The 15423-nt window shown below is 72.2% G+C and carries 14 protein-coding genes; 8 read left to right on the top strand and 6 right to left on the bottom strand.

The window, feature by feature from the left end; genetic code table 11:
- From WMF24_RS36365 to WMF24_RS36345, 5 genes are all read right to left on the bottom strand, one after another.
- Positions 1-1746, bottom strand: a complete 1746-nt coding sequence (locus WMF24_RS36365) for a class II glutamine amidotransferase (protein WP_437732047.1) — start codon at positions 1744-1746, stop codon at positions 1-3.
- A gap of 21 nt (positions 1747-1767) precedes the next feature.
- Positions 1768-2802, bottom strand: a complete 1035-nt coding sequence (locus WMF24_RS36360; RefSeq protein ID WP_437732046.1) for an alpha-E domain-containing protein — start codon at positions 2800-2802, stop codon at positions 1768-1770.
- Positions 2799-4382, bottom strand: coding sequence for a circularly permuted type 2 ATP-grasp protein (locus WMF24_RS36355; protein ID WP_437732045.1), 1584 nt, complete (start codon positions 4380-4382; stop codon positions 2799-2801). The genes WMF24_RS36360 and WMF24_RS36355 overlap by 4 nt, the downstream gene beginning before the upstream one ends.
- A 63-nt stretch (positions 4383-4445) precedes the next feature.
- On the bottom strand, positions 4446-4913 hold the full coding sequence (locus WMF24_RS36350; protein ID WP_437732044.1) for a response regulator: 468 nt from the start codon (positions 4911-4913) through the stop codon (positions 4446-4448).
- A gap of 384 nt (positions 4914-5297) precedes the next feature.
- Positions 5298-7211 (bottom strand): chloride channel protein, encoded by a 1914-nt coding sequence (locus tag WMF24_RS36345; protein ID WP_437732043.1) that lies wholly within the window; start codon positions 7209-7211, stop codon positions 5298-5300.
- A 206-nt stretch (positions 7212-7417) separates the two neighbouring features.
- On the opposite strand from WMF24_RS36345, the gene WMF24_RS36340 reads away from it, so the two are divergent.
- Both WMF24_RS36340 and WMF24_RS36335 read left to right on the top strand, forming a co-directional pair.
- Positions 7418-7777 (top strand): hypothetical protein, encoded by a 360-nt coding sequence (locus WMF24_RS36340; protein WP_437732042.1) that lies wholly within the window; start codon positions 7418-7420, stop codon positions 7775-7777.
- Between the two features lie 119 nt (positions 7778-7896).
- Positions 7897-8283, top strand: coding sequence for a hypothetical protein (locus WMF24_RS36335; protein WP_437732041.1), 387 nt, complete (start codon positions 7897-7899; stop codon positions 8281-8283).
- A 67-nt stretch (positions 8284-8350) separates the two neighbouring features.
- Here the strand turns inward: WMF24_RS36335 and WMF24_RS36330 are convergent, their stop codons facing one another.
- Positions 8351-9055, bottom strand: coding sequence for a hypothetical protein (locus tag WMF24_RS36330; RefSeq protein ID WP_437732040.1), 705 nt, complete (start codon positions 9053-9055; stop codon positions 8351-8353).
- A gap of 406 nt (positions 9056-9461) precedes the next feature.
- Between WMF24_RS36330 and glgC the strand changes: the two genes are divergently transcribed.
- The 6 genes from glgC (at position 9462) to WMF24_RS36300 (ending at position 15375) form a co-directional block, all read left to right on the top strand.
- Positions 9462-10730, top strand: a complete 1269-nt coding sequence (glgC, locus tag WMF24_RS36325; protein ID WP_437732039.1) for a glucose-1-phosphate adenylyltransferase — start codon at positions 9462-9464, stop codon at positions 10728-10730.
- Between the two features lie 235 nt (positions 10731-10965).
- Positions 10966-11661, top strand: coding sequence for a metallophosphoesterase (locus WMF24_RS36320; RefSeq protein WP_437732038.1), 696 nt, complete (start codon positions 10966-10968; stop codon positions 11659-11661).
- Between the two features lie 157 nt (positions 11662-11818).
- Entirely contained in the window at positions 11819-12784 is a 966-nt protein-coding gene (locus WMF24_RS36315; protein WP_437732037.1) for a 50S ribosomal protein L11 methyltransferase, read from the top strand.
- Entirely contained in the window at positions 12781-13539 is a 759-nt protein-coding gene (locus WMF24_RS36310) for an RsmE family RNA methyltransferase (protein ID WP_437732036.1), read from the top strand. Before WMF24_RS36315 ends, WMF24_RS36310 begins: the two co-directional genes overlap by 4 nt.
- 31 nt (positions 13540-13570) lie before the next feature.
- Entirely contained in the window at positions 13571-14509 is a 939-nt protein-coding gene (locus tag WMF24_RS36305; protein ID WP_437732035.1) for a hypothetical protein, read from the top strand.
- Between the two features lie 566 nt (positions 14510-15075).
- Entirely contained in the window at positions 15076-15375 is a 300-nt protein-coding gene (locus WMF24_RS36300; protein WP_437732034.1) for a hypothetical protein, read from the top strand.
- Positions 15376-15423 lie beyond the last annotated feature (48 nt).

Raw genomic sequence — 15423 nt, 5'->3', positions numbered from 1 at the left:
TCAGTCGATCGGATCCACCCGCACGTCGACCTCGAGGCGCTCTGCCCCGCCCCCCACGTAGATGGTGCCCGAGGTCGGCGTCGCGTCGATGTAGTTGCGCCCCACCGCCACGCGGATGTGCTCGGTCTGGGTGAGGACCCCGTTCGTCGGATCGAAGCCCTTCCACCCGATCTCCGGCAGGTACACCTGCACCCAGGCGTGCGACGCCTCGCTCTGCCGCTGGTTCTCGTGCTTCGGGCCCGTGTAGATGTACCCGCACACGTAGCGCGACGGCACGCCGAGCAGCCGCGTCAGGCAGATGAACAGGTTCGTGAAGTCCTGGCACACGCCGCGGCGGTTCGCGTACACGTCGAACGCCGTCGTGAACACGTTCGTCGCCCCCTGCTTGTACTCGTACTCCTCGAAGATCGACGCGTTGAGGTCGAGCAGCGTGTCGAGCAGGTCGTAGTCGTTCCGCTCGACGAAGGTCATCGCGTACTCGCTGAGCTCCGCGAGCTCGCTCTCCGCGAGCTCCGGCGGCAGGAGGAACGGCTGCAGGATCTGCCGCTGCCACGGCATCCACACGAGCGGGATCGTCGACCGGGCGCGCAGCGGGCGGAAGCTCAGCGGGTCGGTGTCGAGCAGCTCGACCCGCGACCTCGACTCGATGATGAGCTCCTTGAACGGCGTGTCGAGCAGCACCCGCCGCGCGCGGTTGCCGAAGACGTCGTCGTACTCGCGCTGCTGGCCCTCGACCGAGATGTTGATCTCGTTGTGCAGGACCGTCTGCAGCCGGTCGTGCGCCGGCGTCAGCCGCAAGAGGTGCGTGCTGCGCTCCACCGCGGTCGCGTAGTGGTACGCCGTGCGGTGCACCACCTGGAACCGGCGGATCGCGGCGTGCGTCGGCCGGCGGACCGGGCGCGACGACATCGGCGGCGTGGACGGCGACGGCCTGCGCCTGTCGATGTGCGGCGACGCCGTGGCCCGGAGCGCGCCCTGGCGCAGGATGACGAGGTGGCCCGGCGGGACGCGCGCCCAGTGCGCCGGCTGCGCGCCGGCGTGGACCTTCAGCTCCTCCGACGAGACGATGACGCCCTTGCGGCTCTTGACCCCCCGCTTCGTGAGGTCGACCTCGAGGTCGTCGTCCCCGAACGCGAGGCGCTCGTAGGGCGGCAGCACCTCCCAGAGGAACGCGTCCCCCTCGCGATCCCGGTCCGCGTAGACGACGAGGTCGCGGCCGTCGGAGAGGACCGACGTGAGCGGGCCGTGCTCGTTCATCTCGTCGAACCAGTCGCGCAGCACCGCCGGATCGATGTCGCCGATGCTCCGGAGGTCCTCCGACGCCATCCAGCGGAGCAGCTCGCACAGGATGAGCTCCGTGTCCGTCGAGCCCACGGGCTGGAAGAGCGACTTCGGATCGACCTCGATCCGGTCGACGAGGCTGCCGCTGTGCGCGAACAGCCAGTCGCGCCCGCCCCAGCTCCGGCTGAACGGCTGCGTGTTCGCGTCGTTGATGCTCCCCCACGTCGCCGTGCGGATGTGCAGCACGAGCAGCGACGACTCGAGGTGCTCCCACGCCTTCACGAGCTCGCTGCGGATGCTCCCCTGCGGCGGCGCCGGCTCCTTGAGCACCGTGGCGCTCGGCTCGCCCCCCGGGTAGTACCCGATGCCCCAGCCGTCGGGCAGCCTGCCCCCGGGCCGCAGGCAGGTGAGATCGAAGCACGGGGCGAGCTCGCCCTCGAACGACATCGCGAGGAGATTCGGCATGGAGTGGCTTGACGGGTCGGGCTACTGGCTCGTCGCGGGTGGATTGCTGTCGGGCGGCCCGTAACCGAGCAGCTCGCGACCGATACCGTCGCAGATCGTCGCTGTCTCGTCGACCACGTGCGTGAGCGCCGCGTGCACCGACAGGGAGTCGAACGGCTCGGCCGCCCTGTCGGCCACCCACTGGTGCAGGAGGTGCAGCCGCTCCAGGCTCTCGCCCCCGGGGAGCGTCGCGCTCTCCGGCGGGCGGATCTCGCAGAGCCGCGCGAACGCCGCGTGCACGCAGTGCCGGATCGAGCGCGGGAAGCGCGGCTCGAACAGGAGGAACTGTGCGACGGCCTGCGGGCTCACCTGACCCTGGTTGAGCTTCATGAACGGCTCGAACCCCGAGCAGGCGCGGAGGAGCGAGAGCCAGAGCGCCGTCTCCACGACGCGGTGCCGCCGGCGCACGGCGCCCTGCGCCTGGCCGTTCGACTCGGAGGGCGGCGGCTCGAGCTGGGTCAGCGCGTGGTGGTGGACGTCGAGCGTGCGCGCCGTCTGCCCGACGCGCTCGAGCAGCACGCCGAGCCAGATGAAGTCGAGCGGCGTGTCGTGGAGCATCGTGCTCTGGGTGACCCCGAGGCAGAGCTGCGTGATCTGGCGCACGCGCCGGTAGAAGGCGTAGCGGCTCGACCGGAACTCCTCGCGCGCCTCGTCGCTGTTGATCCAGAGGTGGAGCTCATTGACGGTCTCCCACGCCTCGAGGCTGACGACCTCGCGGATCGACCGCGCGTTCCAGCGCGCCGCGGAGCTCGATCGGCAGAGGCTCGTCGGGTTGTCGTCGTCGAGGCTCATGTAGCGCTGCACGAGCTCGCCGTCGGCCGCGGCCTCCTCGCCGTGCCGGGCGGTGAAGTGCTCCTTCTGCCCGGCCACGATGACGACCGGCATCCAGCACTGGTGGGGCGAGAGCTCGGCGTCGAGCGCGAGGTTCTGCGTGACGGCGAGGATCCGGGCCACGCTCTCGGTCCGCTCGAGGTAGCGGCCGAACCAGAAACAGTGGTCAGCGACGCGGGAGATCACAGCGCCTCCGGGGGCTCGGAAGGGGGCGGCGCGCCCTGTGGGTCGCCCGTCGCGGCCCCGGGCGCCAGGTCCGTTGCGCCGATCGACGGGACCCGCTGCGCGCCGTCGGCGGGGCTCTTCAGGACCCAGGTGTCCTTCGAGCCCCCGCCCTGGCTGGAGTTGACGACGTACGAGCCGGCCACGAGCGCGACGCGCGTGAGCCCGCCGGGCAGCACCCACGAGCCGTCGCGGCCCGTGAGCACGTAGGGGCGGAGGTCGAGCCGGCGCGGGACGGCCGCCTTGACGGCCGGGTCCCACGTGGGGCTCGTCGAGAGCTCGACCCGGTGCTGGGCGATGTAGCGGCGCGGCGTCGCCTGGATGCGCGCGCGGAACTCCTCGCGCTGCGCCGCGGTCGACTGCGGCCCCATGAGCATGCCGTAGCCCCCGGCCTCGTCCACCGCCTTGACGACCAGCTCCTCGAGGTGCTCGAGCACGTAGCGGCGGTCGTCGTCGCGCATGCAGAGGTAGGTCGGGACCTGCTCGAGGATCGGCTCCTCGCCGAGGTAGTAGCGGATCATCTCCGGCACGAACGGGTAGACGGCCTTGTCGTCCGCCACGCCGTTGCCGGGCGCGTTCGCGAGCGCGACGTTGCCGGCGGCGTAGGCGCGCATCAGGCCGCGCACGCCGAGCAGGCTGTCGGGCCGGAAGGCCTCGGGGTCGAGGAACGCCTCGTCGATGCGGCGGTAGATCACGTGGACCCGGCGCGGGCCGCGCGTCGTGCGGACGAAGACCTGGTCCTGATCGACGAAGAGATCGGGCGCCTGCACGAGCTCGAGCCCCATCGTGCGCGCGAGGAAGCTGTGCTCGAAGTAGGCGGAGTTGTACGGCCCCGGCGTGAGCACGACGGCGCTCGTGCCGGCCGGGGCCACCGGCGACACGGAGCGCAGCGTCTCGGCGAGCCGGGCGGGGTAGTGGTCGACCCGCTGGACGCGCGCCTTGTCGAGCAGGTGCGGCAGCACGCGCTTGCTGATCAGCCGGTTCTCCAGGACGTAGGAGACGCCGGACGGCGTGCGGAGGTTGTCCTCGAGGACGCGGAAGGTGCCGGCCGGGTCGCGGATGATGTCGACACCCGCGATGTGGATGCGCACGCCGCCCGGGGGCCGCAGGCCGTGGGCCTGCTTCAGGTACTGGCCCGAGCCGAGCACGAGGTCGCGGGGGACGCGCTCGTCCTGGAGGATGCGCTGCTCGCCGTAGACGTCGTCGAGGAACAGGCCGAGCGCGCGGACCCGCTGCTCGAGGCCCCGCTCCATGTGCGCCCAGTCCGCGGCGGAGAGCATCCGGGGGATGAGGCAGAGCGGGAAGATCTTCTCCGCGCCGCGCTGATCCGCGTAGACCGAGAACGTGACGCCCTGGTTGAGCAGGGCGAGCTCCGCGAGCTGCTGCGCGCGCGCGAACTCGTCCGGCGCGAACGCGCCGAGGAGCGTCGCTGTGCGCAGGAACTCGGGTCGAGGGGCGCCGTCTCGGCCGAACAGCTCGTCGTAGGCGCCGGGGAGCGGTGTGTAGCCGGCGAAGAGGCCGGCACCCGGGGTCTCTAACAACACTTGCGCGAAGCTACCGCCTGGAGGGCCCCGAGGTCCATGGGCCAGTTGCGGTGAAGGGCGGCGTTACTCGGCGTCGAGGCTCTGACGGTCGCGACAGCGGGTGAGCTCGTCGACCGCGGCCAGAAACGCGTCGTAGTCGATGGGCTTGGGGAGCACTCGAGCGACACCGAGGCTCGTCGCGTCATGTTTTGAAGACGCGGATGAAACAATGACTGGTATACGCGCCGTCTTCTCGTTGTGCCGGAGCGCCGTGAGCAGGCCCCAGCCGTCCATCACCGGCATCATGATGTCGACGACGAGGAGATCCGGCGGCGCGATCTGGTCGAGGAGCGCGAGCGCCTCCTCGCCGTTCGAGGCGCAGCGCACCTCGTAGCCGCCCTCGCTCTCCAGGATCATGCTCACGACCTCCTGGATGCTGGGCTCGTCGTCGACGACCACCACCAGCTTGGCGCGGCTGTTCGGCGCGCTCGATCGTGTTCGTACCTCTGCGTTGCGCCGCACCGTCCGACCTCCGAGCGTATCGACAAGCATGGACCTCTCCCCTGCGCGCTCACCGGACCGAATTCCAGGGATGAACCAGAGTATCCACCACGCTCCTCGTTCCGTCGCTGCGTGGAATCCAAGATTGGTAGCTCAGGAGACTCCCGAAACCGACGGCGGCGGATCGCTGCTCGTTGCGCCGGGATTGCGCCCGGGATTGCGCCCGGTCATGCGAGGTTGCGCGGAGCGACCGCGATGCGGCGCGGCGCGTGACCGGGACATCCTCGCGCGTGCAATCGTGAAGCACGGGCGGTCGCGGCAGGGGCCGCGTGCGCCGAAAAGTTGCGTTTTCTTTCGGGGAGCTTTCGGGAAACGCGCCGCGTCGGGCGCGGGGATCACCGCGTGCGCCCGCGTGTGCGCGGTTCCGCGCGGTGGCTACTGCGCCGCACCTTCGAGCTGCGCGGTCGCCTCGTGGTAGGCGCGTGTGACCTCGGATTCGTCGAGGAAGCCGACGATCTTGCCGTCCATGTCGGTGACGAGGAGCTCGCGCACGCCGTGCTCCAGCAGCACCTGGAGCGCGGCGTGCAGGTCCTCCGTCTCGCTGACCGAGGCGGGGGTCGTCATCATGTCGTGCGCGATGGCGAGCCCCGAGAGCTCGGGGCTCATCGCGGCGGCGCGGAGGATCTCGGCGTCGATGGTGCCGATGACCTTGCCGTCGTCGGAGAGCACGGGGAAGGTGTCCTGCCACTCGCAGGCCGCGATGCGCTCGACGACGCTCGCGGCGGGCGTCCGCGCGTCGAACGACACGAACGGGCGGCTGCGGATGACGACGTCGGCGACGCGGATGCTGCGGAGCACGTCGACGATGAGCTCGTCCCGGTGCGCCGGCGACTCGCGCTTCGTCGCGACCTGCGCGCGGTAGAGGGTGCTGTGCCGGAGCGCCACGAAGGCGATGCCCTCGCACAGCATGAGCGGCACGAGCAGGTCGTAGCTGCCGGCGAGCTCGCAGACCATGACGAGCGAGGCGATCGGCACGTGCGCGATGCCGCCGTAGAACGTGCCCATCCCGACGAGCGCGAACGCGCCCGGGTCGATGCGCGGGTCGTTGAGCAAGAGCTCCGCCGCGCGCCCGAACGCCCCGCCCGTGAGCGCGCCGAGCACGAGCGACGGGCCGAAGTCGCCCGCGCTGCCGCCCGAGCCCACGGTGAACGAGGTCGCGACGATCTTCGTGGCGAGCAGCACGAGCAGGAGCTGCACCGCCGTCCAGCCGCTCGGCATCCACGAGGCGCCCGTGATCGCGATCTGCGCCGCCCCGTAGCCCGCGCCCAGCATCCCGAAGCCCTGCCCGGGCCGGTCGAAGCGCGGCCCGAGGAGCATGAGCAGCGGCGTCACGAGCGCGCCGAGCGCGAGGCCGCCGAGCGCGGGCTTCGCCCAGATCGGCAGCCGGATCTTGTGCGCCGTGTGCTCGACGGCGTGCATCGTCTGGAGGAACACGGTGGCCACGAGCGAGACGACGAGCGCGAGCGCGGCGTAGAGCGGCAGGTGGCCCGGGATGAACGGGTAGCGCGGGGCGTGCGCGAAGAGCGTCGACTCGCCGAAGAAATAGATGAAGACCGAGTACGAGACGACGCTCGCGAGGATGGACGGGATGAGCGCGTCGGCCTCGAAGTCGTCGCGGTGGAGCACCTCGACGGCGAGGAGCGCGGCCCCGAGCGGCGTGCGGAACACGGCCGACATGCCCGCGGCCGCGCCCGCGATGAGCAGGATCCGCCGCTCGCGCGCGCCGACGCGCAGGGCGCGACCGATGATCGAGCCGATCGCGCCGCCGATCTGCATCGTCGGCCCCTCGCGCCCGCCGGCCCCGCCGCAGCCGAGCGTGAAGATGGAGGCGAGCGCCTTCACCACCGGCACGCGGGCGCGCATCTGGCCGGCCTTGTGGTGGAACGTGCTGATGAAGGCGTCGCTGCCGCCGCCGCGGGTCTCCGGCGCGAGCTTCGCGGTGAGCACCCCGCCGACGAGGGCGCCGAGCGCGGGCACGATGCAGACGAGCCAGGGCCGGAACGATCCGTGGTCCACCCTCGGGAGCACGGCCTCGCCCTTCGCGCGGAGCGGCACGTAGCCGGTGAGCGAGACGAGGAGCTCGTGCTCGGCGAGCTCGAGGGCGGCGAAGAAGAGCGAGCCGACGATGCCGGCCGCCACGCCCACGAGGATCGCGTGGAGGAGCACCCGGCCGACGAGCTGGAACGCGATCGGCCCCTGCGCGCGGGGGACCGGCGCGCGGGGGAGCGGCGTGCGGGCGATCCCCGAGCGGCTGGGGCGTGCGTGGAAGTCCTCCGGGGGCGGCGTCATGTTCTCGGGGCCAGGAGCCCCCGGGGCAGGTAGCTTCCCTGATCTCTCCGCCGGTTGCCGCCTGAAATCGCGGCCAGGGCCCACTTCTTCAGCGCTCCCATCACGGCCCTGGCTTCCGCCCGGCGCTCCTGCGCTCCATGTGCGCGGGAGGAGCCCCGACGCGGGCGCGGTCACCGGGCCCGTTCGAGCGTGGGGGAGGTGGAGGCATGACGAACGATCCGAGCGCCGTCGAGTACGGCACCATCATCACCGAGGACGAGAGCGTCGCGATGGGCGACGCGGCGGTCCAGACGACGGACGAGACCGTCCGGACGACCGACGACGCCGTGTCCACGCCCGTGCTGGCGCTGGACCTGGCGGCCGAGATCCTCGCGGGCACGCTGGGCTCGCTGATCGACGCCGACTACGTGGAGGGCAAGACACGGTTCCGGGACGTGCTCTGCGGCCGGATCGACATCTCGCAGCTCGAGGCGGAAGAGCTCGTCGACGACATGGAGCGATCCGGGCGGATCCGCTTCGTCGGCGCGGAGGAGGGCCGGGGGTGGCATGTCCAGCATGGGCGCTGAGCGCAGGAGGTGCGCGCTCGCGGGGGGCTCGCGCGGGCCGCGTGGCCCGTGCGCCGTGGTGCCGGGGAGAACAATTCCCTTGCCGGCGTACTCGGGTCATGGCCTACCTTGAGCCGCGTATGGAGGACGGTACGAAGCCGCGAAAGGCCGTGGTCCCGAGCGCTCCGCCCATCCCGCTCGTGATCGTCGCCGGCTGTCCTGCCGAGCTCGTCGCCGTGTGCCGGGAGGTCGGGGCCCGGCTCGGGGTCGCCGTGCGCGAGTGCGATCTGCGCTCGCTCCGGTCGGCGATCGCCGCGTCCCAGCCCTACGCCATCATCGTCACGGAGGAGCTGTACCGGTTCGATGCCGGCTCGTTCGACACCGTGATCCGCCAGACGCCCGCCTCGCTGGTGCGCCTCGATCACCGGGAGGCGAGCGACGAGGGGATGCGCCGGCTGATCATCGACGCGATCTTCGAGTCGGCGGCGACCGAGCCGAGCAGCGGGATCCGGTCCATTCTTACCTGAGGCCTCACCCGAGGCGGCCGGGCGCTCTGCGCTGCGGCGGCCGCCTGGCTGGGCGTCAGGGGGCGCGTCAGGGGCGCCGCTTCATGCCGGGGAGGGTGGCCTTCTCGGTCGGCGGCTCGAGGTACTCGATCTGCTCGGCCGACATGATGCCGTACTTCGGGTTGGCGGCCGCGCCGCCCGTCGACTTCGTGAACGTCACGCCGTAGGTGCCGGTGACCTTCACCTTCGCGCCGACGGCGGGGATCGGGTTCGGCAGATCCTGGCCCCAGAACTCGTCGGAGAGCTTCGCCTCGTTCTCCTTGCCGCGCGGAGCCCGGTCGATCGCCTCGATCATGCTGTAGATCTGGGCGAAGTTCGACGCCCAGCCCATCACCTCGATCACGTCCTTCGTCTCGCCCTTCTCGTCGGCGATCGAGAAGCTCGGGACCGGCGCCTTGCAGTCCGGCGGGTCGGCCTTGCCGGTCTTGTGCACGGCGCAGGTCGGGGCCTCCGAGAGGTTCGTCTTGACGATGTAGCCGATGATCGAGAGCTTCTTGCCGTTCACGTCCTCGAAGTGGACGCGGCTCCGGAGGTCGTGCGTGACGCCCCAGACCGTGTAGGCGTCGCCTTGCTTCTTTGCCTTCGCGGGGAGCGTCGGCACGGCGGGCAGGTTCGGCTTGCGGCCGCTGAAGGCGGGCTTGGGCTGGTACGGCTGCTCGTCCGTTCCGCACCCTGAAGTGCCCGCGACGAGGAGGACAGCGGCGGCGAGGGTTCGACCGAATCGGACGTTCATGGCATCTCCAGAGGTCAACGCGACAGGCGCACCAGCAGGAAAGATCCAGCGCTGGAGTAGCCGTCGGACAGCACTGCGCCGCGTGCTGATCAAGCGCCTCTCGCATGCGCGCGCGGCGGCGAAAACGGCTAACACGGCTGCGAGCGGATCGTAAAGAGAAACGGGAACGTCCCCTGCGCTTCATCAAGCGGAGCGCGCGGCGAACGGCCGCCGGGCGGACGGCGCCTTCCGCCGCCCCGCGCCCCGGCGAGGCGCTCCTGGCGGGCCCGGGTCGCGCGGCGGCGGCGGGAAAGCCCGCGCCGCGGGCGCGGCACCTACGCAGAGCGGCGACAATGGCGGAGAATGCGCGGCGGAGGCGTTTCCGCTCTTCGCGCTGGCAACATCGATCGAGTACCCTCTCCGTCCCATGCGCGAGACGACACTGCGCGCCGCTTTCGAAGCGTCGAAGGTTCTTGTGATGATCCTCGCTGGCGGCGAAGGCCGCCGGCTCGGCCCCCTCACGCACGATCGGGCGAAGCCAGCCGTGCCGTTCGGAGGCCGCTACCGGATCATCGACATCGTCCTCTCGAACTTCGTCAACTCCGGCCTGCACCGAATCAAGATCCTCACGCAGTACAAGAGCGCGTCGCTAGACGAGCACATCGCCCGAGCGTGGCGCCTGTCGCCGATGCTCGACAGCTTCATCGAGACCGTCCCCGCGCAGCAGCGCACGGGCAAGAGCTGGTTCAAGGGGTCGGCGGACGCCGTCTACCAGACCCAGCACGTCATCACGGACGAGTCGCCCGAGCACCTCTGCATCTTCGGCGGCGATCACGTCTACAAGATGGACGTGCGCCAGATGCTCCACGAGCACCTGTCGCGCGACGCCGAGGTGACCGTCGCCGCCATCCCCGTGACGAAGGAGGAGGCCCGCGCCTTCGGCGTCATCGAGTGCGACGCCGCGGGGCGCATCATCGCCTTCCACGAGAAGGTGCAGGATCCGCCGAGCATGCCGGGCAGGCCGGGCATGTGCCTCGCCTCGATGGGCAACTACATCTTCAAGACCCCCGCGCTGCTCGACGTGCTCGAGCAGGACGCCGCGACGGAGGACAGCGCGCACGACTTCGGGCGCGACATCATCCCGCGCATGGTCAAGAGCGGCAGCCGCGTCTACGTCTACGATTTCCACGAGAACCTCGTGCCCGGCGAGGACGAGGGCGCGGGGTACTGGCGCGACATCGGGACGATCGACGCGTACTGGGCGGCGCAGATGGATCTCGTCAGCATCCAGCCCGCGTTCAACTTCTACAACCCGCGCTGGCCGATCCGGACGGGCATCAGCCACGATCCGCCCGCCAAGTTCGTGTTCCGCGACGAGGCGAACGCGCGCGTCGGCATCGCGACCGACAGCCTCGTCTCGCTCGGGTGCATCATCTCCGGCGGCCGGATCCACCGGAGCGTGCTCTCGAACCGGGTGCGCGTGAACTCGTTCAGCCACATCGAGGAGTGCGTGCTGTTCGAGGACGTGAAGATCGGGCGCCACGTGAAGCTCCGCCGCTGCATCATCGACAAGGACGTCGAGATCCCGGCGGGCGCCGAGATCGGCTTCAACCTCGAGGAGGACCGCAAGAAGTGGTTCGTCAGCGAGGGCGGGATCGTCGTGATCCCGAAGCGCGCCAAGATCGACTCCCCGTGACGCCCCTGACCGAAGCCCCGGGCGCCGCGCGCCCGGGCGGCGACCGAGCCGCCGCCGGCCGATGAGGCCGGCTGCCCGGCGGCGAACGTCGTTCAAGCTTCCGTAATTCCAGGGAATTTCGCTGTTCGCGCCGCCCGGGCCCGGCCGGGCCTGGGGCCGCGCGGCCGTGCTGCGCGCGGCTGGTCGCGGCCTCGGGGCCCCCTGGACGGGGCGTCCCTGCTACCTTGGGTGTGAGATGCCGCGCACGATCATCATCGGTGACGTTCACGGCTGCCGGGATGAGCTGGCGCGGCTGATCGAGCACGTCGGCTACGCGACGGGCGATCGCGTCGTCATGGTCGGCGATCTGATCGTGCGCGGACCGGATCCGTGCGGAACGCTCGACCTGCTCCGCGAGATCGGCGCGATCTCGGTGCGGGGCAACCACGAGGACCGGCTGCTCCGCTGGCGCGCCGGCCGCAGCGATCCGCGCGGCGAGCCGCTGGGGGAGCTCTCGAAGGAGACGGCGCAGCAGCTCCGCAAGCGCGACTGGGCCTGGCTCGAGACGCTGCCGTACTGGCTGGATCTGCCGGATCACGGGCTGCGCGTCGTTCACGCGGGGCTGATCCCCGGGCTGCCGATCGAGCGGCAGGACCCGCACACGCTGATGTACGTGCGCTGCCTCGGCCGCTACGGCGAGCCGGTCGAGCGCCGCGGGGGCAAGACGCTGTGGGGCCAGACCTACCAGGGCCCGCCGCACGTCGTGTTCGGGCACAACGCGCGGAGCGAGCCGCAGATGCACGCGTGGGCGACCGGGATCGACACGGGCGCGGTGTACGGCGGACGCCTCACGGCGATGGTGCTCCACGACGGCGAGCGCGTGCCGCCGCCGGCGTCGCGCTCCGAGGTGCTCGTCTCGGTCCCGTCGCGGCGCCGCTACGTCGGGCGGTAGCGCGGCGGCGCAGGGGGCGCGATCGCGCGCGGAATTGCTCCGCTTCCTCCAGCGGTTCCGCGCGATCGGCCGCGCCGCCGCGCGCGATCTTCGTTAGGCTCCCGCCCGCGCGCCGCCGCCGCTCTTCAGGCCGGCGGCCCGCCACGGAGCAAGCCAGGTGGAGCCTCGATACCCGTTCGTCGCAGTCGATGTCCCCGAGCCGGAGGCCGATGAGATCGGCGCCGCGCTCTTCGAGCTGGGCGCCACCGGCGTGGAGCAGCGCGACGAGCAGACGCTCGTGCGCGGCGCCGCCTCGGGCCAGGTGACGCTCGTCGCGAGCTTCGAGGATCACGACGAGGCGAACGCCGCCATCGCGGCGCTCGCGGAGCTCGATCCGCCGCTCGCCGCGCGGCTCGAGGAGGTGGTGGGCGACGCCTGGCGCGACGCGTGGAAGGAGCACTTCGCGCCGTTCGCGCTGACGCCCACGATCACGGTCGTGCCGCCGTGGGTCGAGTACGCGCCGCGGGGCGAGGGCGAGCGGGCGCTCCTGCTCGAGCCCGGGCGCGCGTTCGGCACGGGCCTGCACGCGACCACCGCGCTCGTGGCGGAGCTGCTCGACGAGCGCGCGGCCGAGCTGCGCGGCCGCGAGATCCTCGACGTGGGCACGGGCAGCGGCATCCTCGCGCTCGTCGCGCTGCTGCTCGGCGCGGAGCGGGCGGTGGCGATCGACAACGACGACGACGTCATCGAGGTGGTCCGCGAGAACGCGGCGCGCAACGGCCTCGAGGGCCGCGTCGAGGCGAGCGCCGGCGTCGTCGAGTCGGTGACGCGGCGGTTCCCGTGGGTCGTCGCGAACATCGAGGCGCGGGTGCTCCGGCCGATGGCGCCGGAGCTCGCGCGGGTGCTCGAGCCGGGCGGCTGGCTGATCCTCTCGGGCATCCTCGAGAGCGAGCGCGACGATCTCGTGGCGCGGTACGCGTCGCTGCCGCTCGAGCACGTCGCGACGCGGCCGGATCCGGCGTCGCCGCGGGGCGATCGCGGCGCGGCGCGGGCGGCGGGGCGGGGCGACGCGGGCGGCGAGGGGTGGGTGGCGCTCCTGTTCCGCGCTCCTGTGCCGCGCGGCGCGGCGCGCTCGTCGGGATGAGCGGCCCCGGGCTCTTGCGGGTGCCGCTCGGATCGATCGCGGCCGGGGTGATCGCGCTGCCGCCGGAGGCGGCGAGCTACGTGGTGCGGGTGCACCGGCTGCGCGAGGGGGATCGCTTCGTCGTGTTCGATCCGGAGCACGGGGTCGAGGCGGACGCGACGCTCGAGTCGATCGGCAAGCGCAGCGCGGAGGCGCGGATCGAGGCGCCGCGCCCGGCGGCGCTGCGGCCCGGGCGGCGGGTGACGTGGATCCAGGCGGTCGGCAAGGGCGACAAGATGGACGCGGTGGTGCGCGACGCGACCGAGCTCGGGGCGACGCGGATCATCCCGGCGATCTCGGCGCGCAGCGTGGCGCGCCCCGCGGAGGACAGGGCGCAGCGCTGGCGGAGGATCGCGGTGGAGGCGGCGCGCCAGTGCGGCCGCGGGGACGCGCCGCGGGTGGACGCGCCGATGAGCCTCGCGGCGGCGCTCGCGGAGGCGCGCGCGGGCCGGACGGCGGACGGCGGCGCGCTGGGGATGTGCCTGGACCCGTACGCGGAGACGCCGCTCGGCGCGCGGCTCGCGGCGCTGGTGCCGGGCATGGAGGCGGCGTTCGCCGTCGGTCCGGAGGGCGGGTTCACGCCGGAGGAGCTCGGCGTGTGCGCGGCGCTCGGGTTCGAGCGCGTGCGCCTCGGCGCGCTGACGCTGCGCACCGAGACGGTGTGCGCGGCGGCGCTCGGGGCGCTGATCGCGGTGAGCGACGCGCAGGCGGGGTGATGGGGCTGCCGGGGCGTCGACTCGAGGTGCCATGAGCGACGCTGCGTCCCGCAGGTGGAGCGCGCGGCCCGTCGCCGCGGTCGTCGTCGTCCTCTGCGCGTGCGCGTGCAACAGCGCGGCGGACGCCCCGAGGAGCCGGCCCGCGCTGGCGCACGAGGGCGCCGCGCCGGCTCGAGCGGCGCCCGTCGCGGCGACGCCGCCGCCCCCGGCGTCGCCGCCGCCATCGGCTCCGGCCGCGGCGACGAGCGCGGAGGCCGCGCAGGCGCCGTGGCCTCGAGCGCGCCCGCCGCGGGTCGAGACGGACTGGTGCATCGACGGCGTCGACGCGCTCGACGAGGAGACCTGCTACGTGCTGCCCGACGCGCCGACGCGCGAGCTGCTCATCTACCTCCACGGGATCGTCCCGCCGGGGAAGGACAGCCAGCAGAAGACCAACTTCGAGACGGTCGTGTCGCGCGCGTCGCGGCGCGCGGGCGTCGCCGCCCTGATGCCGCGCGGCAAGGTCGGCCTCGCGCCGAAGGGGTACGCGCGCTGGTGGGGCTGGCCCACCGGCGGGCCCGCGTACGAGAAGCACGCCGCCGCGTTCGTGGCGGCGTTCGCGGAGAAGCGGCGGAAGCTCGAGGAGATCGCCGGCGCGCCGTTCGCGCGCGTGTACGTCGCCGGCTCGTCGTCGGGCGCGTTCTTCGCCGCGGCGCTCGCGCTGCGCGGCGGCATCGCCGCCGACGGCTTCGGCGCGATGTCCGGCGGGGGAGGCCAGGCGACGCCCGAGCTCGCGGCGCTCGCTCCGAGGCCGTTCTACATCGGCTTCGGCGCCCACGACTCCGTGGGCCGCTCGGCCCGCGCCCTCGCCGGCGTGCTGCGCGGCGCCGGCTGGCCCGTGCGCGTCGCCGAGCACCCGGTCGGCCACGGCGCGCGGGAGATCTACCTGGAAGAGGCGTTCGCCTTCTGGCGCGAGCACGAGGCGCGGTAGCTCCGCCCACCGGGAGCCCGGCCAGCGAGCCGCGGGCAGACTCGACGCAACGGCGCAGAGACGCCGGGCGCGGAGTAGAGGCCCCGTAGACCTCTCCCGTCACGCCCCCGATCGTGACGGCGACCTGAGGTTTTGCTGACTGATCGGCATGATCCGGTTCAATGGTGGCTGGTACGTCTGCTGTAACCCCTGTTCCAGGCCTCGCTGCTCCGCATCAACATCGGTTCTGTGGGTTGACGAAGACATAGCTGTACCTGTTCCGGCGATGCGCCGGCTGATCGCCGCCGCGGAGGAGCGCAGGACACCGGACAGGGCCGCGCCCGCGCTGAGCCGAGAGGAGATCGTGAAGGCCAAGGAGGCGCAGCTCGCAGCGCTGGAGTCGCGAGGTATGCAGATGAGTTGGAGGCGACGTTGGAGAGGTTGAGGGAGGCGGAGCCGGAGAACGAGCTCACCCGCGAGCTCCGCGACGCCAGGGACGCGATCAGGGCAGAGCTCGGCCTGCCCCCCGCTGGCGGTTCTCGGAGCGCTGGAGCCTGCGCTACCGCAACGCCGTCTCGCTGTTCAACATGAAGACCCCGCAATGGATCGGCGTCATCGACGTGAACCTCGCCCTGCTCGGGATCCACCTGCGCGATCTCACGCTCGAGGTCGGCCCGAGCCTCGACGTGCTCGCCGTGCCGTTCTGCGCCGACACGTGGCGCCAGCGGGAGCACGGCCTGGCGCCGGCGGTCCATCTGGGGGCGATGCTGTCGTCATCGGAGAGCAGGCTCGGCGCCAGAGGTACGGTGCACACGGCGTACATGCCCGGGATCGCGTGGTCCGGGATCTCGATCAGCGCGGCCGTCGAAGGCGTATACCGCTTCTGATGCGGCGCACCGCGCCGGCCTTCACGACCGGCGCGGCCGCCCGCCCTC

The organism is Sorangium sp. So ce1335, assembly GCF_051521615.1.
In the GTDB taxonomy this organism is placed as follows: Bacteria; Myxococcota_A; Polyangia; order Polyangiales; family Polyangiaceae; genus Sorangium.
This window is presented reverse-complemented; position numbering and strand designations above follow the sequence as displayed.